Source organism: Dysgonomonas sp. HDW5B, from assembly GCF_011299335.1.
In the GTDB taxonomy this organism is placed as follows: domain Bacteria; phylum Bacteroidota; class Bacteroidia; order Bacteroidales; family Dysgonomonadaceae; genus Dysgonomonas_A.
In genome coordinates this window covers 3,099,384-3,117,820 of sequence record NZ_CP049858.1, presented here as the reverse complement: position 1 = coordinate 3,117,820, position 18,437 = coordinate 3,099,384, and the positions used below count along the sequence as shown (strand labels likewise).

Here is an 18,437-nt window from a genome sequence, read left to right as displayed (position 1 = left end):
TTTACAAGGACAAAGATAAAACTATTTTAATTAAAAACAAAAGTATAAAAAACAATCGCGATTATGCTTCTAATAATACCGTTTACTTTTCATATCCTCACTATCACAATTTATATTGCAAACCAAATGTCCATCCCCAATAGATCTGTTTAAGAGAGGACGAATCAAACTTTTTCCAGATACGATGCGTAGGAAACAAAGCCTCATTATCTAATGAACGGGTCGTAAGATAATTAATTGAAGGTCCTCCAAAAACCTCTATTTTGCGACTTATCTTATAGGATGGCATAAAGCGAATTGCATAACGATAAGCTTCTTTATAATCATAGTCGTCATCTTTCTCATCTTTCTCTCCCCCCCAATTTACTTTAATATTTGTTTTACTCATCACATCAGCAATTAATTCTGTATTGAATCTAAATTTTCCGGAAAAAGGTATATGCAAACCCAGACCTCCTTCTAATACCATATGATGATGAGGCGAATCGAAATTATATCCTAATCCAACAATTCCATACAAATATTTACCGCCCGAACGAAAAGAAGCTAAAGTAACAGCCATATCATCTGCAGTAAGCCCCACAGCCATTTCTCCATCTTTTATGATATTAACCAATCCGATCGGAAAATCGTTATGCTCGGCACTATTTGCAATACCTATTTGTACTCCTGATATTTTCTTCGACTCATTAATAAATCCTACTTGCACACCGGACATTGCCTCGGCTCCATTAAAAAAGCCTATTTGTACTCCGTTGCCGGACATGGTACCATTACCTACACCAATTTGCATCCCTCGCATTACTTTCGCTTTATTAAATCCCCCAAGCTGCAAACCCGACAAAGCTTGCGTTTCATTATACAGACCAACTTGTACGCCCTTCATCGACGATCTCACGATATTAAAAAGTGAAAACGAAAACCCATTGGTATTTTTATTGATACTCGAAACCAAAGCCAGAGAAACATTATTGGTAGTCGAATCAGTTAATTCGCCATTGGTAGATAATCTATACCACAAACCCACATTAAAAAACGATTGGGAGGTAAGATCATTATCTTGAGCCGACAATTTAATGACAGCCAAGACAAGTAAACCGAAAATAAAACAAAATTTCTTCATAGTACTGGATTATTGTATTAGAATTGTTATACAATTTCTTTTTATCGTCAATAGAATATTCATATTTTTGTATAAATAACTAGAACTCTCATTCAATTAAATCTAATGAAAAAAAGCCTGTTACTCTTACTGCTTCTAAGTCTCGTTATTCAAATAGAAGCTAAAGATAAAAAAGATTTTAAAACCGTACGAATTACGTACCAAATCAGTTTTAATAATAAACCCGATTCTACGCTGACAACGGTGATGGAGATATCCGACAATGTTGCAAGGATTAACTCAACATCTGCCCATCAGGAAAAAGATGATGTGATTCAGAACATTTATCTCGACTATATCAATAATAAGGAAATAAAGGTTGCTCAATTAAATGGAGGAGAAACCATTTATACAATACGAACTTTCACAATCAATGAAGGTCTTACCCCTCAACCTGAAACCGAAAAAATAGCAGGATATAATTGTAAAAAAGTAACAGCAAGCATCAATTCGAATAGGCTCGAAATATGGTATACTACCGAATTGGGCGTTATGGGATCGATGCAACCGGGTACGGCTATACCCGAAGGTGTTGTTCTGAAAATTGTACGCAACGGACAACGTGAAGAAAAAGCCACAAAAGTAGAGCTTCTGAAAGAAGCAACAGACCTACTCCCCTCTCTTACGGGCTCTCAGTTATCTGCTCCTGCTTATAATTACAAGATACAGCAAAGCAAAGTAATATCGGTAAATGTATTCGATAAGCAAAGCATTTACTTTAGAGACATTCCTAAACCGAATGATGTAAATACAACAGAAGTACTTCAGTTTGCCAACGGTTCTATTGTACTGAAAAAGGTTACATTGCCTGCCGATAATGCGGACTACTCTATTTTCGCAGAACTATCCCAACACTCCGAAGGTGATGCATACGACCGCACGGGATCGGTATTTATTATACCAACCAACCGCAAACAATCTTTCTTAGATGGTCTGCTGAAAGGAAAAGAGGCACTTCCTCAATATACCGACAAGCAGGGTACAAAGTACGAAGGGATGACAGTGACCAACGATTATTTACCTCCTCTCGAATTGATGCGCTTTTATACGTCTTTTGGTGTCAAAGGATTTAATCATATACAAGTTGCCGATTATAATTGGGCCGACTCGGTAGTATTCAAGCAAGAGATTACCGATTACGCCAAAGAATTGAAAGGCGAAGTATGGGTAGGTACTTGGATCGGAAATTATGCGGAAAAAGGACATAATGTTTCTCTTAAAATTAAATATTATCCAAACGAAAAGAAAGAACCAAAAGAAGTGTATCCATTATTTGCAACAGTAAATATTATGGAAATGGCAGGACAGGCTTATCCCGAAGGAATGTTTCGTAACGATTCGCTGACTGTTACTTTCAAGACCGATACCGATCTGAAAAATGCTTACATTCGTTACATCTCTACCGGTCATGGAGGCTGGGGCGGCGGCGATGAGTTTAACCCTAAGCTGAACGAACTTTTTCTGGATAATAACCGTATCATAGCTCATACTCCATGGCGTGAAGACTGCGGCAGCTACCGAGAACTGAATCCTGCTTCGGGTAACTTTTCGAATGGACTTTCGTCTTCCGATCTTAGCCGTTCGGGATGGTGTCCGGGAATGGTTAGCTATCCGGTTTATGTTCACATTGGGGACATTAAAGCAGGCGAACATCAACTTAAAGTAGCTATTCCGGTAGGTGACCCCGAAGGATCGAGTCGTAGTTACTGGTGTATTTCGGGTGCACTGGTTGGTGATAAATAATCAACTGATAAAATCTAAACATAAGAAAAGCTGCTCATGTCTACGAGCAGCTTTTTATTTATCAGATAAAGCAAATCGTATTTGCAGTATTTAAGTTAATGTAATAAATGGTAGATGCAAAATAAGTGAAATGCTGCATCGCATGAAAATAATTCAAAGAAGCTATTGAATCGGTATTTCTAAAACTACTATCTTTACCATTAAGTAAATAAAAATATTTAATAATACATTTTAAAGGCATAACAACCTATTGCAGTTTTGCTAGCCAAAGCTATAAATAGTTCTGCCAACTTAAACTTTAACCCTTATACTATAATGAACACAAAAAACAAACTTAATCTTATCCGAAATCTAAGCCTTTGGGCTGTATTACTATTCTTATCAGCCTTTACTGCTTTAGCGGCTCCTATTAACATACCATTGGGAGGCAATGCATATATCACTCAACATATAGCTGGTGCCGAAATCTCAGATAATGGAGTATCGAACTGGAAAGATCCGAAGACGGTTATATCCTCTTGGTTCAGAATGAATCAAAAGGGCAAAATAAACCTTTCGATCAGAGCCAAAGCATTTGCACCCGATACCAAGATACAGGTAACAATAGCAGGCAAAACTTATCCGGTCAATTTATCGAGTAAGGACTGGACAATTGTACCTGTAGTTGATCTTCTTGAAATAGATCGACCCGGTTATTTAAGAATAGATATACAGGGAATCAGCAAAAGCGGTGAATTTTTCGCAGATCTCTCCGATCTGGTAATAGACGGCACGGCACTCGAAACAGCCCCTAATTATGTTCACGATTTTTCTTATTATTTCGGTCGAAGAGGTCCATCCGTACACCTTAAATATCCTTTTCCCGAAAAAGAAACTGTTGAATATTTTTATAATGAAGTAACAGTTCCTATCGGAAACGATGTGATAGGATCATATTACATGGCAAATGGTTTTGGACAGGGTTATTTTGGCATACAGGTAAACTCGGAGACCGAACGCAGAGTTTTATTCTCGGTATGGAGTCCGTTTGATACTCAAGACCCGAAGGAGATTCCCGAACATCAGCAAATCAAAACATTGCAAAGGGGTAAAGATGTGCATATAGGCGAATTTGGCAATGAGGGCTCAGGAGGTCAAAGCTATCTCAAATATTCGTGGAAAGCAGGTACTACTTACAAATTTCTTACACGGATCTATCCCGATGGAAAAGGCAATACGATATATACAGCCTATTTTTATGCTACCGACGATAAAGAATGGCGACTGATAGCCAGCTTCCTGCGTCCACAAACCGATACATGGTATACCCATGCTTACTCATTTCTTGAAAACTTTATACCTAATCAGGGATATATTACTCGTGAGGTTCTATTTGGCAATCAATGGGCAGTTACCCATACAGGTAAATGGATCGAAATCAGTGAGGCTGCATTTACTTACGACGCTACCGCAAAAGCACAAGTGAGGCTCGATTATGCAGGAGGTGAAGTTAACAACAGTTTTTTCTTAAAGAATTGTGGGTTCTTCGATCAGAATACGGAGTACAATACTCCGCTGAAAAGACCTAAAACAAACAAACGCCCTGATATAAACCTTAAAAAGATAACTTCTATAAAATAAAGTATCAGAGCCTCTTATTGCTAGGATACTTTCAATGATTTAGTAAAGAAAAAGCTGCCCTTAATAAAATAGGACAGCTTTTTTCCCTTTTGATTACCTGGAAATTCGATAAAAGACCTCCACTTTATTAGCCTTAGCTATTGAATCGGGATTGATCTTCAAATCAGCAGCTGCTCTGGCTTTTACATCCTCTGTAGCCTTTAACGTATCGCTCGCAAAAGTATAAGAGATTGCTGCATCCGTTTTATTATCTAAGATAATTTTATTACCACTCACTTTGTATTCTCCTTTTATAACCTCAGCACCCTCTACTCCTGAGTTATTCTCATAGGTACCATCTAATTTGAATACATATACACGTTTTGTTGCCACCTGAATAGTATCTATGTAATGCGTTACCGAATCGGTTAATAAAGAATCTTTGGCCTCTACATCAGCCGTTAATTCAGAAAACTTCCAAATACCATTTACGACTAAATTATCCGATGGATTATTCTTGTCGTCATCATCACTACTACACGATGCAACACCCAAACCTAAGATTAATGTAAAAAGAAAAAGATTTACTACTTTTTTTAATTTCATGATTGATTGATTTAATAAACAAAATTGATGTTCTTACTTCTTACACAATTGTGCGAAAACTTCTTGACACACACTTGCGCCAAAATCCCGGGATGTTTCTATTAAAAGATTCAGTAAAACCTGATGCGTTGCAGTCTAAATATTAAAGAAATGTTAAGTAAAATAAGCTTAAAATCTTAAACATTGACTATCTGTTATTTATGGAATAAAAAAATATTGACAAAAAAAATGAAATTTTAGCGAATTGTCGAATTTTGAAACAAAAACACCCACATTTTCGATATTAGAAACATCATTTAGACGAATAACAACCATTAATCATACCAAAAAGACATTACTACTTCCACAAAATAGAAGTAAAAAGGTATCACATTCCGGGGGTATAAATCATATCCATAATTATGTAACATAACACAACCTGATCTGTTGTTACTTTGTTTTAAAATAAATGAAAGATTAAAGACAATGAAAACTCAAATAATAAAAAAGACTCTACCCGTACTCGGCATGACATGCGGAGCTTGTGCAGCAAGTGCCCAGAAAATACTCAATCGGCAAGAAGGAGTAGAAACAGCCTCAGTTAACTTTGCAACTGAAACTGCACAGATAGAATACAATCCGGACAAAACCGATACCAGTAAACTAAAAGCCGCCCTACAAGGTGCAGGCTATGATCTGGCAATAGACGAAAGCGATGAAAGTACCGAGAAACTCGACAACTTACACGAAGAAAATTACAAAGCCCTCAAAACAAAAGTTACAGGAGCTATTCTATTCTGTATCCCATTGGTTATAATAGGAATGACTCCCGCATTGATGCATCTGCAATACAGTAACTTCGTTATGTGGCTGTTGGCAACACCTGTAGTACTTTATTTTGGGAAAGGTTTCTTTATCAGAGCCTATAAACAAGCTAAGAACCGCTCATTCAATATGGATACACTCGTATCACTAAGTGCTGGAACGGCTTATATATACAGTGTTTTCAATACTCTTGTACCACAGTTCTGGCATTCGAGAGGATTACACCCCGATGTATACTTCGAAGCTGCGGCAGTAGTGATAGCCTTTGTGATGTTAGGTAAATTACTCGAAGAAAAAGCAAAGGGAAACACCTCATCATCTATCAAAAAACTGATAGGCTTACAACCCAAAACGGTAATTATCCTGACTGCCGATGGAACCCAATCCGAAATACCCATCGCCCAAGTACAAATAGGAGATGTAGTATTGGTAAAACCGGGCGAAAAAATAGCTGTAGACGGTAAAGTGGTACAAGGATCGTCATACGTGGACGAAAGTATGATCACCGGAGAACCTATTGCTGTAGAAAAGAAAGCCGACGACAAGGTATTTGCCGGAACGATCAATCAAAAAGGCAGTTTTCAATTCACCGCCGAAAAAGTAGGTAGCAGCACGTTACTTGCCCAGATCATACAGATGGTGCAGGATGCACAAGGAAGCAAAGCTCCCGTACAAAAGCTGGTGGACAAAATTGCAGGAATATTTGTTCCCATAGTGATCGGTATAGCTATACTCTGCTTTGTGGTATGGATGGTTGCTGGTGGTGACAATGCTTTTACTCACGCCCTATTGTCATTCGTTACCATCTTGGTAATAGCTTGTCCGTGTGCGTTGGGATTGGCTACACCTACGGCTATTATGGTGGGTATAGGTAAAGGTGCCGAAAACGGAATTCTGATAAAGGATGCCGAAAGCTTGGAGACCATCCAAAAAGTAGACACTGTTATCTTGGATAAAACAGGAACTATCACCGAGGGTAAACCGCAAATAGTAGACATTAAATGGAATGTCGAATCGACCGATTTACTAAAAAACATACTGTTCAACATCGAAAAGTCATCGGAGCATCCTTTGGCAGACGCTGTAAGTTCACACTTCAGCAAAGAAGCTAAGTATATCAATAATATACAAATAGAGAGTATTACCGGACAAGGAATTGTAGGTCTGTACGAAGGTGAAAAATATTACATAGGCAATCTTAAACTGATAAGTAATGCTAATATTTCACTGGATGCGACTTCTAAGGAATGGATCGACAAGCGTCTGCATGAAGCAAATACCGTCATCCTATTTAGTAACGAACAACAAGTGTTGAGCATAATAGCCATAGCCGATAAAATTAAACAAACATCTATAGAAGCTATCAGCCAACTGCAAAAATCGGGCATAGAAGTATATATGCTAACAGGGGATAATGAACAAACAGCTCAGTCGATTGCCCGACAAGCCAACATAGGTCATTACAAAGCCGGCTTGCTTCCTGCCGATAAAACCGAATTCATCAAACAAATGCAAGCCAAGGGTAAAATTGTTGCCATGGTGGGTGACGGCATCAACGACAGTGCTGCTTTAGCGCAAGCCAACGTGGGTATTGCCATGGGACAAGGCAGCGATATAGCTATTGATACTGCTAAAATGACTATTATATCGAATGATCTGACAAAGATACCTCAAGCTATTAAATTGTCGAAACAAACGAACCGTACCATCAAACAAAATCTTTTTTGGGCATTTATATACAACATTATAGCCATTCCGATTGCCGCTGGTATTCTGTATCCATTCAATGGATTCTTACTCAATCCGATGATCGCAGGGGCAGCAATGGCACTCAGTAGTGTTAGCGTTGTAAGCAATAGCCTTATACTTAAATATAAAGCATTAAAGTAATATTATATATTAAAACTGATAACATACTATCGTATAGATAGATTAAGCAACTAGAAAAGTCGAAAGCCTGACGGACAAAAATTTTCAGGAGCGTCAGCCTCCGTGCATCAGTGGCACAGCCGTTGGCTGACAAGTGAAGCAGGCATAAAACTAAACGTGCCGACAGGCAGTAGGTTTAGTTTAGCCTGTAAGCTTAAGTCAGACAGGCGAGCCACGCAGCACAAAGCCTTTTTGATTCCTTTTGCGGCTTTGGGCAAAAGGAATGCAAGTAATCTTCGATTACGCGCAGTAAAATGAATGTTAGTAAAAAAAGAACATTTATATTAAACCAAATAAAAATAATCACTTAAATAAAAAAATTATGACACAAGAATTAAAATTCAAAACAAGCATCAATTGTAACAATTGTGTGGCAAAAATAAAACCAAGTATCGAGAAAGTGCAAGGTATCGAAAACTGGAAGGTAGATACCGATAACCCCGATAAAATCCTGACAGTAAAATCCTCCGGAGCAACTGTGCAGCAAATCATAGACGCTGTAGAGATGGTAGGATTCGATATCGAACAAGTATAAAAAGATTAAGCCTCAACGATTATTTATCGTCGAGGCTTATTTTTTATTGCCTGATTATTCAATTAAAACTTATATCCTAAAGTAAGAGCAGCATTGCGGTTTTTATAATCCAAATCATTTTTACCAATATCGGTTAAACCAAGTTCGTATCGTAATGTAAGAACTACACTTGCAAACTCAACTCCGGCTCCGGCTCCTAACCCAAAGTCGAATCTCTTTAAAGAATCATGCCCACCAAAAGTACTGAACTCACCGGTGGCCAGATAATTTTCGTTCCAGAATGTAACCTTACCGGGCACTTTACTTGTTCCCGCTATACCTTGTGCAATATAAGGTCCGGCATTAAATACAATCTTTGTACCGGGCATCACTTCTATTTTATAAGCTGCGTAAAGCGGAATCTGAATATACATCTGATTCATAGTTATTTCGCGATTCAAGTCACTATAACCGCTACCTTCGGGACGAAAACCTTCAACTTTAGCACCTTTCCGGGTATAAGACAAGCCCGATTGCACATAAAACGCATCTGTAACAGGATATTCGACCATCATGCCCACCTGAAAACCAACTCTCGCTTTTTTATCTAAATCTCCTGCATCCCATGACGAGTTAGAAAAATTGATACCTCCCTCAAAAGTAAATCTCACAGGAAGTACATGCTGAGCGGATACACTAAACCCGAAGAAAGACATCAATGCGACAATGCCAAATGTGTAAATAGTTTTCATAAATAGTTTGTTTTTTTTCAGATTCTAATACTTTTTTGAGATTAAGCACGCATACTATGGACTAAGTATCAGAATTGATATCCCAGAGTCAAATATGCATTTCTATTCTGCAATCGACCTACATCCGAATCAACTACGTTAATAACTCCAAATTCATAACCTAATTTTGCTACCAAGTGACTAAATTCGACTCCGGCACCTACTCCAAAACCAAAGTCAAACTCTTTTATAACTCCTGTACTAAAAGAATTTATTTGTAACTTTTCTACCCCATCTTTAATGGTCGCTTTTCCTCCGATACCATAGGCCACATAAGGCCCTGTCTGAAAAACGAACTTCGTATCAGAAGCTACTTGCATTTTGTAAGCTGCGTAAACAGGTACTTGCAAATACATCATATTCAGATTTACAAACACATCGTGATAACCATCTTCAAAAAAATCATTGAATGTAGTCCCATGGTATTTAGCTCCTTTGGTGGTAAGTTCTACTCCACTGATTAGAGAAAATGCAGGATTAAAGGCATAATCAAATGTAACACCTCCCTGCAAAGCAACCTTAGTATCGGTATCGGTAATATCACCGGCCATGTTTATCAGATTAACCCCGGCTTTGACCCCGAATGTTACAGGATAATCCTGTGCCGAAGCAGTAAACCCAACGAAGGATAGTAATGCTACGATAGCTAATTTGCAATTTATTTTCATATCCATTTTTATGTTTTTTATGTGATATTTAATCTTTAATTATATAACTCTAAACATATATTAATTGTTCTCGGACAAAGAAAAACCGCAATGTTTATTTCGCATTGCGGTTTGAAAGAATCAGACCTCTTATCAGAATCTATATCCTAATGTTAGAGCAGCATTACGGTTCTTATAATCTAAACCGTCCTGACCGATATTCACTAATCCCAGCTCATACCTTATAGTAGCCACTATGTTTCCAAATTCGGCTCCAACTCCGGCTCCCAGACCAAAATCGAATCTCTTTAAGAAGCCATCCGTGCCGTAGGTATCAACATTTCCGTCGCCAGTTGCTATTTCATCAAAGATTGCAATGTCACCACTCACTTTGGTCTGACCACCTACACCATAAGCCAGATATGGTCCGGCATTGAAAACAATCTTTGTACCCGGAACTACCTCTATTTTGTAGGCTCCATAAATAGGCAATTGAAGATACGATTGATTAACGGTTATTTTACCGTCAAACATCATATCGCCATCCGTTGTACGACCTTCAACTTTAGCTCCCTTGGTTGTGAAAGACAAACCCGATTGCAGATGCCATTCATCGGTAATAGCATAATCCGCCGTTATACCTATCTGGAAGCCAACACGAGCTTTTTTATCCATCGGATCTGCATCCCACGAAGAATTCGATAGATTAATACCGGCTTCGATACCTAGCTTTGGCAATTCCTGAGCCGAAACATTAAATGCCAATAAAGACATTAAGACAATTGTACTTAGTTTGAAAAGAGTTTTCATATAAAGTCTATTTAGTTAAAAAGAGTCATCTTCAATACTATATAACCACAAAACCGCACTAATTGTTCTGAATACAAAAACCAATAAACAATATAAATTTATCGTTTTTCGATAAATAATTTGCGAATATCAAAAAATATACATTCTTTTGCAATAAATAATTTCATTTACCAATACACATTGAGATGAATATAATAGCCATATTTTATGCAACACTAATTGCTTTTTTTAGTGGCATAGTATTTACCAATTATTCTAAAATAGAGAGATTGACAACAAATATGTTAATCAGCCTAGATGCCTATTCAATAGGATATATAATGGCTAAAATTATTTTAGGAGTTGTATACCTATCCCTTACGTTAACACTGTACAGACTAGTAAAAGCTAAAATGGACAATTCGATACATGCACAGAGGCATATTATAAGAATAAAGAAAACCCTAATCTGCCTGATAGGTATTATTTTGATAAGCCAAACAGTTTAAAGCACGAAAATTAAAAGATCATGAATAATAAAATTAAAATCTATTGCATTATACTATCCATTTTATATACGGTAGTAGTTATCTGTAGTATGTCTGATACGATAGAGAGCTTCAAAGCCGGATATAAAATAGGTCGCGAAAGCTCACCAAATACCCCGTGGTATATGCTCACGCTGCATTTAAGAGTATTACCGATAGAAGGGTTACACACTTACCCCGAGAAAATTATAAACTCTGTAACAGGACAAGAAGTTAGAGCCGAAGCCAATAACTACAAAATAAGAATCGAAAATTCGAATATCGACATACCCGTTTACGTAAAAGTATTCAGAGGTTTTATCATTGCACTCTCCGTTGTATTTCTGGCAGGAATCATATACTTGCCATTTCTCTTCTTTAGTGTCATTAAATCTGCCACAAAAGGAAAGATTCTGGAACCGAAAGTTATACATAAAATACAACGCATAGGATATATACTAATCATTTATTACCTCATAGATTCACTTGCTTATTTTTCGGATTATCTCGTTGCCCAATATGTAATGACATTTGAAAAATATCGGGCAGTGATTGATGTTTCGGATTTCGGACTTTTATTCCTGGGGTTAGTAACCCTGCTGATGACCGAAATACTCAAAGTATCGCGACAAATGAAAGAAGAACAAGACCTCACTATTTAAACGAAATAACGATATGCCTATTATAGTAAATTTAGATGTGATGATGGCCAAGCGTAAGATCTCTCTTAACGATTTGTCGGAAAAGATTGACATCACTCCTGCCAACCTATCTATTCTAAAGACGGGTAAAGCCAAAGCCATACGATTCAGCACCTTGGAAGCAATATGCAAAGAGCTGGCTTGTCAACCGGGTGATATACTCGAATATATAGACGAAAATACAGAAACCACTAAAATATAAAAAACGAGATGAAAAGCTTTTTTAAGACTTTACTAGCCTCTACACTTGGCGTTATAATCGGCTCAGTTGTCCTGATGGTTTTATCCATCATCATCTTTGCCGGAATCATATCTGCAATGGGAAGTTCGGAGACATATAATCTGAAAGACAAAACCATATTGAAACTCGAACTCGAAGGAAACTTAGCAGAGAGAAGCGACTCCAACCCTATTTCGAAACTAATGGGCAATCCCGAAACTATCGGTCTCGAAGATATATTGGATGCTATTCAAAAGGCAAAAGACAATGACGAGATCAAAGGTATTTACATCAAAGCAGGAGCTTTAACAGGCGGTTTAGCTAACATAGATCCTATCAGAAACGCTTTACTCGATTTCAAAACCTCAGGTAAATTTATCGTAGCGTATGCCGACAGCTACATGCAAAACACATACTATATAGCTTCGGTAGCCGACAAGGTAATTATGAACCCCAGAGGATCGTTCGATTTCAGAGGAATAAGTTCGAATCTGATCTTTACTAAAAACTTCAATGATAAACTGGGTATCAAGTATCAGGTTTTTAAAGTAGGAACATTCAAATCGGCAGTTGAACCTTACATTCAGGAAAAAATGAGTGATGCCAACCGTTTGCAACGCACATCGTATCTGAATGATATTTGGTCTCATATGTTAGCAGGAATATCCGACAGTCGAAAAATCTCTGTAGATCAATTGAATACCTACGCCGACAGATGCCTTACATTTATGCCTGCCGATTCTATCGTAAAATACAATATGGTAGACACCGTTATGTACAATCCCGGTGTTGAAGCATATCTGAAAACGCTTGTAGATATAGAAGCCGATAAGAAATTAACTTTAGCTAGTGTACAAAATATGACGGGCGTAAAGGCTGCTAAAACAGGCGATAATAAAACTAAAATAGCGATTCTGTATGCCGAAGGTGCTATTGTGGATAGCGACGAAGGCGGTTTATTTGCAGGAGGACCTTCTATTACTGCCGAGAAGTATGTAAAAGAGTTGCAAAAATTAAGAGACGATGACGAGGTAAAAGCCGTTGTGTTTCGTGTAAACTCACCCGGAGGAAGTGCCTATGCTTCGGAACAAATATGGAATGCGGTAGTAGAGCTGAAGGCTAAAAAGCCGGTTATCGTATCGATGGGCGATTATGCTGCTTCGGGCGGATATTACATCTCATGTGCCGCCAATACAATTGTTGCTCAACCTTCAACCCTGACAGGATCGATCGGTATTTTCGGACTTATCCCCGAAGGCGAAGAATTATCTAAAAAGATCGGTCTTACTTTTGACGAAGTAAATACCAATAAACACAGTTCGTTTGGAGGAACAACCTATGGTATACCTTTCCTTTTCGCAGGTTTCTCGAGAAGCTTCAACGAAGAAGAATCGCTCGTACTTCAAAAATACATCGAATCGGGTTATGACCTGTTTATTACCCGTTGTGCCGATGGACGTTCTAAAACCAAAGCCGAAATAGATTCTATCGGACAAGGTCGTGTATGGACAGGTTCGCAAGCTCTTAAACTGGGTCTTGTCGACAAAATCGGAGGGCTGGAAGATGCTATAAAAATTGCAGCCGAACAAGCCAAAGTTACCGATTACAGCATAGCTAAATATCCGGCTAAAAAAGACTTGTTTGCACAAATATTCGAAGACTCTTTCAGTAATACCAAAATACAGGCAATAAAGCTATTTATAGGTGAAGACAGCTTCGAAAAAAGTATAATAAAACAACATATTCAATCTTTTGATATGCAAATGGCAATGATGCCCGACCGCATCAGCTACTAAACACAAACTATTTTTACTCAATTAATAGTAATATTCTTTCAATCGGAGAAGAGCCGGATTTTATATCCGGTTCTTTTTTTGCTTTATTATCAGCCTCCGACAGATAGTTATCAACAATTCTTATTATTTTTGCAGCAGGTTATTAACAGGTTTTAGCCGGTTATTAACATACAAACATCACTTTATTAACATCATTTCAACAATTTCAGGTTATGAACAAAAACATTCTAATCCTTTTCAGCCTCATCACATTAAGTCTTATAAGCTGCAATAATAAAAGCAAAAACGACGATCCTGTTATTTTGGTAACAGAAAACGATAACGAAATAAATACAGCAATCAACAAAGCAAGGCTTGCCTTCGGACAGTTCGAAAAAGCATTTATAGAAAATCAGGAAACCAATGCATATTCTTATTTCTCCATTAAAGAAGGATTTCCGACCAAAGACGGTGGTGTAGAGCATATGTGGGTAAGCGAGCTTACTTACGATGGAACTAACTTTACAGGCGTACTTGTAAACGATCCTCAGTACGACACAGAGGTGCAATATGGAGATACTGTTACAGTTGATAAAGATCGTATCAGCGACTGGACTTATTTCGAGAATAGCTCTAACCTGACTTACGGAGGATACACAGTACGTGTTTTTGTAGATAGAATGAGCGATAACGAAAAGGCGGCTTTTCTACAACAAAGCGGTTATGAATTTGCCCCTCTCTCCGAATAAAATATCAATTTACATAAACCTAAAGGTTGTAATTATAAGTGATTACCTTATAATTACAGCCTTTTTTAGTACCGAAATATAAATATTGTTTCTTAACTTTGGGTAACCAATCAACTTTATACCGTAAAACGCACAATGACAGAGGGACAGATAGAAGATATTGCATATTTGCTGAAAGATGCGAAGAACAGTAAGAATAAGCCTATTGTATTTTTAGGAGCAGGTATGTCTGTAGCGGGTGGTATTCCTTCGGCTTATAAAATAGCAGAAGAAATTCTTTCGAGATTCCAAAATAAGCCCAAGATTAAAAGGATAAAAAAAGAAGACCGCACTTATGCCAAACTGATGGCTTGCCTCACTACTGCCGAGCGTAATACTCTACTAAATGAGTATATCGAAAAAGCAAAAATAAATGTAGGCTATATCTATCTGGCACATCTTATAAAGGAGGGATATATTGATTATGTGTTGACCGTAAATTTCGATAACCTAATATTACGGGCAATGGCAATGTATAATCTGTTTCCTCCGACATACGACTTGTCGATACTGAATGATATGACAACTTCTAATATCGAAACCCAATCTGTTACCTATCTGCATGGTACGCATCGTGGGTTATGGATGTTGAATACTCAGGACGAACTGAACAAAATATCGAAAACCTGCTCGAGTTTTCTTAACAAGATAGCCGAACGCCGTACATGGATAGTTATTGGCTACAGCGGAGAAGATAAGTTATTAGACGAAATAGCTAATCTAGGAAGCTTCACCAACGATTTATATTGGGTGACTTACAAAGATAATGAACCCTCTCAACGGGTTCAGGAAAAATTATTAAATCTGCCCAATAATAATACTTATTGGGTGAAAGGTTACGATGCCGATTTATTTATGTTAAGACTACATAGTGAAGTTGGTTTACCTACTCCTGATATTCTTTATAAACCTTTTACTACATTACAGAATACCATAAATTCTATTGTGGAGATAAGCGATGAACATAGGAATGCAAAAGGACAACTAGAGATTACTAAACGTCACGTAAAAGATGCTATAAGACTATACGAAGAAGGTGCTTCTCGCAGAAATTATGGAACAAAAGAAGTAAATATTGATTTATTGAGAAAAGAAATTATAAAATATACAGCAGAGGAAAGTTTTGAAGAAAATGCAAATAGAATTGAAGAAATAAGAAAAGATGCAATAGAAATCAAAGATAAAGACTTAAACGATGGACTTGTAAAACTTTATTTTCATTGGGGAATTAGGCTCTATATCCAGAATAATAGAGATAAAGAGGAAAGCCTTTACAGACTTTCTGCTGAAAAATTCCAAATCGCAAGTAATATTAATCCTAATATCAGTGACTTTTATTATAGTTGGGGACAGGCAATGTCTTCCATAGCTATACAAAATCAAGATATTGAATTATATCATGAAATATTAGAAAAATATAAAATTGCAACGCAACTTAAACCTTCGGCTAATTATTTTTATGCTTGGGCATACTCCCTTATAGAATTAGGAAAATTATTACAGGATAAAGATATTATCCAAGAAGCATTGGAAAAAGCTACAATAGCCAAAGAAATGGGTGGAAAGTCATACCATTTAGCCTGTTCGTATGCATTATTAGGAGATAGAAAAAATGCTATAAAATTCTTAAGAAGAAGCCTTGAGAAGAAAGAATATCCACTAGAACATATAAAAAATGATCCTAATTGGAACACCCTTCGAAACATCCCAATTTTTACAGCACTAATCAAAGAATACGAAGAAAAAAAAAGTCAGGCTTAAAACCCAACTTTCCTTATTATATATAAAAAGGTCTGAGACCTTTAGTTCGAATATACATGAATACTGCCCTGGGCAGCCGGCAGATAATTTACCCCAATCCAAGTAATCATTAAGAGGATGAAAGCAATGGGAATCATCCACAGTACAAAGCGTTTGTAGTACTGCTGTAAACGCATGTGGATAAAAACGAGATAAGCGGCAGCCGTTATAAATGCCCAAGTTTCCTTCGGGTCCCATGACCAATAGTGCCCCCAAGCCTCTTTTGCCCACACAGCTCCCATCAACATACCCAATATAAGGAAGCCGAAGCCTACGTATATAATATTGTCGATAAAAGCATTCAGTTGAGCATCCTCTTTCCCTTTATTCAAGCGTGATAACTGAATTAATGCGGCAATTACCGCAGCACCAAACATGGCATACGAAAGTATATACACCGTTACGTGAGGCACAAACCAATAACTCTGCAAAGCAGGCATGAGGTTGGTCGAGTGTATTTCGGGTTTAAAGATATTCACACAAGCAAATACAGTGGCAACTACTGCCGAAAAAGAAAGCATCCAGTCGTACTTCCAATGACGGTAGGTTATAAAACCAATCGTAGCCAGAAAGAAAGAATACCACAGACGGGTTTCGCCAATCGTTCGCAAAGGCGGACGCTCCTGCCCTATCCACAGCCCAATGATAAACGCCCCGAAAATAATTGTACCCAGTATCATTAAGGCATTAGCCAGATTCTTTTTATCACTAACATATACTATTCCCGCAGCTGCCAACCAACACACGATGGCAGGTATGGCAAACCAAAGATATTCACTCCACGTCATTTTTCACTCCTTTCTTTTTATTGCCCGACCACATCAGACAGATTGATCCTAAGGCAAATAAGATAATACCGAAATATACAGGATACAACCACGGATCGTATACCAACTCGAAGCTACTGTATGACGAAGCTTTTCCCGCCGTATTATCGTAACTGTACTGATAGATCATCCAGTTACCTACTTTCAAAGGTTTATTTACCTCTAATTCGGTATGAGCCGTTTGTCCGTCTTCGGTAAATACATCAATGTCAGACATAAAACGCTTGGGTTCGGTCTGAGTCATTACCATTGCATATTCGTCCGACAAGGGCAACGTCATATATAATTGTGCGAGACTTCCGCCACAAACCCATCCTTTTTTCACTTCTCCTGTTTGACTGTTCTTAGCCGAAATCAAAGCTGCAGGAGTAGATCCGGGCATAGGTACATACGTATATGTACTATCGCTGTTACGGACAGCTTCGTGTATATATTCTTCGACAGTTACATCCCAAACACCCACTTTTCCGGTCGGGTTCTTCTCGTCAATCTGATAGTAATCCGGCTTATCTGTGGGTTGAGCCTCGCCCGATTCCCTGTCTATTATCGTCAGCTTAGGCGGATATTCTTCCATCACAAAATCATTCAGTTGAATAGCTATGGGCAAGTCAAGCACATCGTTATTATCACTATATACGCGCCACTCGGTTTCGCCCTCTGTCACGTGCATTACATATCGTTTGATATCAGCCGCCCCCAATCCCGAAGCAAACAACAATATCCATAAGCCGATATGATTGAGATAGAACGCATAATCACGCCAACTGAATTTTATCAACCGACGAATAATAAGCGAACCCAAAGAAAGCAGGGTTACAAAATAGATGAGAACAAACGCCCAGCATGAAGTCACTTGTCTTAATCCGAGAAGCGTCCAAAAGTCATGAGCATGAGGGTCTAATTTTACCATCTGAGGAATAAGTCCCATAGCCAATCCCAATATCAACAATCCGCTAATAAGCGATACTGAAAAGGGAACTCCCGAAAACCATTGATAAAATTGAGTATTCCTGATAAAAGAAAATAAGATAAGAAATACAATTATAGCACCTCCCAATTTTAAATTAACAGGGTCTGACAGTAGCGAAAAGTCAAACTTGCCAATGGTGAGTTGCAAAGCAAGTCCGACTACCATCAGCCCGATTACAATAAGTATACTTTCGGCATATCTCCACGGAAACTGCCATATTTGTCGTTTAGTATCTGTCATTACGT

Annotated in this window: 16 protein-coding genes; 9 read left to right on the top strand and 7 right to left on the bottom strand. The window is 37.9% G+C overall.

What is annotated here, in order from left to right:
- Nucleotides 1-103: 103 nt before the first annotated feature.
- On the bottom strand, nucleotides 104-1,123 hold the full coding sequence (locus G7051_RS12875; protein ID WP_166200878.1) for an LA_2272 family surface repeat-containing protein: 1,020 nt from the start codon (nucleotides 1,121-1,123) through the stop codon (nucleotides 104-106).
- A 105-nt stretch (nucleotides 1,124-1,228) separates the two neighbouring features.
- Here G7051_RS12875 and G7051_RS12870 point away from each other — a divergent pair, with 105 nt between their 5' ends.
- Together G7051_RS12870 and G7051_RS12865 are read left to right on the top strand one after the other, a co-directional pair.
- Entirely contained in the window at nucleotides 1,229-2,905 is a 1,677-nt protein-coding gene (locus G7051_RS12870; protein ID WP_166200876.1) for a PNGase F N-terminal domain-containing protein, read from the top strand.
- 315 nt (nucleotides 2,906-3,220) lie between these two features.
- Entirely contained in the window at nucleotides 3,221-4,525 is a 1,305-nt protein-coding gene (locus G7051_RS12865) for a DUF3472 domain-containing protein (RefSeq protein ID WP_166200874.1), read from the top strand.
- Between the two features lie 93 nt (nucleotides 4,526-4,618).
- Here G7051_RS12865 and G7051_RS12860 read toward each other — a convergent pair whose 3' ends face one another.
- On the bottom strand, nucleotides 4,619-5,110 hold the full coding sequence (locus G7051_RS12860) for a hypothetical protein (protein ID WP_166200872.1): 492 nt from the start codon (nucleotides 5,108-5,110) through the stop codon (nucleotides 4,619-4,621).
- Between the two features lie 465 nt (nucleotides 5,111-5,575).
- On the opposite strand from G7051_RS12860, the gene G7051_RS12855 reads away from it, so the two are divergent.
- Together G7051_RS12855 and G7051_RS12850 are read left to right on the top strand one after the other, a co-directional pair.
- Nucleotides 5,576-7,804 (top strand): cation-translocating P-type ATPase, encoded by a 2,229-nt coding sequence (locus tag G7051_RS12855; protein WP_166200870.1) that lies wholly within the window; start codon nucleotides 5,576-5,578, stop codon nucleotides 7,802-7,804.
- Between the two features lie 361 nt (nucleotides 7,805-8,165).
- Nucleotides 8,166-8,378 (top strand): heavy-metal-associated domain-containing protein, encoded by a 213-nt coding sequence (locus G7051_RS12850; RefSeq protein WP_166200868.1) that lies wholly within the window; start codon nucleotides 8,166-8,168, stop codon nucleotides 8,376-8,378.
- Nucleotides 8,379-8,440: 62 nt separating this feature from the next.
- On the opposite strand, the gene G7051_RS12845 is transcribed toward G7051_RS12850, so the two are convergent.
- The 3 genes from G7051_RS12845 to G7051_RS12835 form a co-directional block, all read right to left on the bottom strand.
- Nucleotides 8,441-9,109, bottom strand: a complete 669-nt coding sequence (locus G7051_RS12845) for a porin family protein (protein WP_166200865.1) — start codon at nucleotides 9,107-9,109, stop codon at nucleotides 8,441-8,443.
- 68 nt (nucleotides 9,110-9,177) lie between these two features.
- Nucleotides 9,178-9,822 (bottom strand): porin family protein, encoded by a 645-nt coding sequence (locus tag G7051_RS12840; protein ID WP_166200863.1) that lies wholly within the window; start codon nucleotides 9,820-9,822, stop codon nucleotides 9,178-9,180.
- A gap of 126 nt (nucleotides 9,823-9,948) precedes the next feature.
- Nucleotides 9,949-10,605, bottom strand: a complete 657-nt coding sequence (locus G7051_RS12835; protein ID WP_166115857.1) for a porin family protein — start codon at nucleotides 10,603-10,605, stop codon at nucleotides 9,949-9,951.
- A 508-nt stretch (nucleotides 10,606-11,113) separates the two neighbouring features.
- Between G7051_RS12835 and G7051_RS12830 the strand changes: the two genes are divergently transcribed.
- The 5 genes from G7051_RS12830 (at nucleotide 11,114) to G7051_RS12810 (ending at nucleotide 16,356) form a co-directional block, all read left to right on the top strand.
- On the top strand, nucleotides 11,114-11,773 hold the full coding sequence (locus G7051_RS12830) for a DUF2975 domain-containing protein (RefSeq protein ID WP_166200861.1): 660 nt from the start codon (nucleotides 11,114-11,116) through the stop codon (nucleotides 11,771-11,773).
- A 13-nt stretch (nucleotides 11,774-11,786) separates the two neighbouring features.
- Nucleotides 11,787-12,014 (top strand): helix-turn-helix transcriptional regulator, encoded by a 228-nt coding sequence (locus G7051_RS12825; RefSeq protein WP_166115853.1) that lies wholly within the window; start codon nucleotides 11,787-11,789, stop codon nucleotides 12,012-12,014.
- An 8-nt stretch (nucleotides 12,015-12,022) separates the two neighbouring features.
- Nucleotides 12,023-13,828 carry a signal peptide peptidase SppA gene (gene sppA, locus G7051_RS12820; protein WP_166200859.1) on the top strand — a complete coding sequence of 602 codons (1,806 nt, stop codon included), beginning with the start codon at nucleotides 12,023-12,025 and terminating at the stop codon, nucleotides 13,826-13,828.
- Nucleotides 13,829-14,040: 212 nt separating this feature from the next.
- Nucleotides 14,041-14,556: a YegJ family protein gene (locus G7051_RS12815; RefSeq protein ID WP_166200857.1), complete on the top strand. Its 516-nt coding sequence runs from the start codon at nucleotides 14,041-14,043 to the stop codon at nucleotides 14,554-14,556.
- A 135-nt stretch (nucleotides 14,557-14,691) separates the two neighbouring features.
- Entirely contained in the window at nucleotides 14,692-16,356 is a 1,665-nt protein-coding gene (locus G7051_RS12810; protein WP_166200855.1) for an SIR2 family protein, read from the top strand.
- Between the two features lie 41 nt (nucleotides 16,357-16,397).
- Here G7051_RS12810 and ccsA read toward each other — a convergent pair whose 3' ends face one another.
- Together ccsA and G7051_RS12800 are read right to left on the bottom strand one after the other, a co-directional pair.
- Nucleotides 16,398-17,183, bottom strand: coding sequence for a cytochrome c biogenesis protein CcsA (gene ccsA / locus G7051_RS12805; protein WP_166200853.1), 786 nt, complete (start codon nucleotides 17,181-17,183; stop codon nucleotides 16,398-16,400).
- Nucleotides 17,170-18,432: a cytochrome c biogenesis protein ResB gene (locus tag G7051_RS12800; protein WP_255493222.1), complete on the bottom strand. Its 1,263-nt coding sequence runs from the start codon at nucleotides 18,430-18,432 to the stop codon at nucleotides 17,170-17,172. Before G7051_RS12800 ends, ccsA begins: the two co-directional genes overlap by 14 nt.
- Between the last annotated feature and the right edge of the window lie 5 nt (nucleotides 18,433-18,437).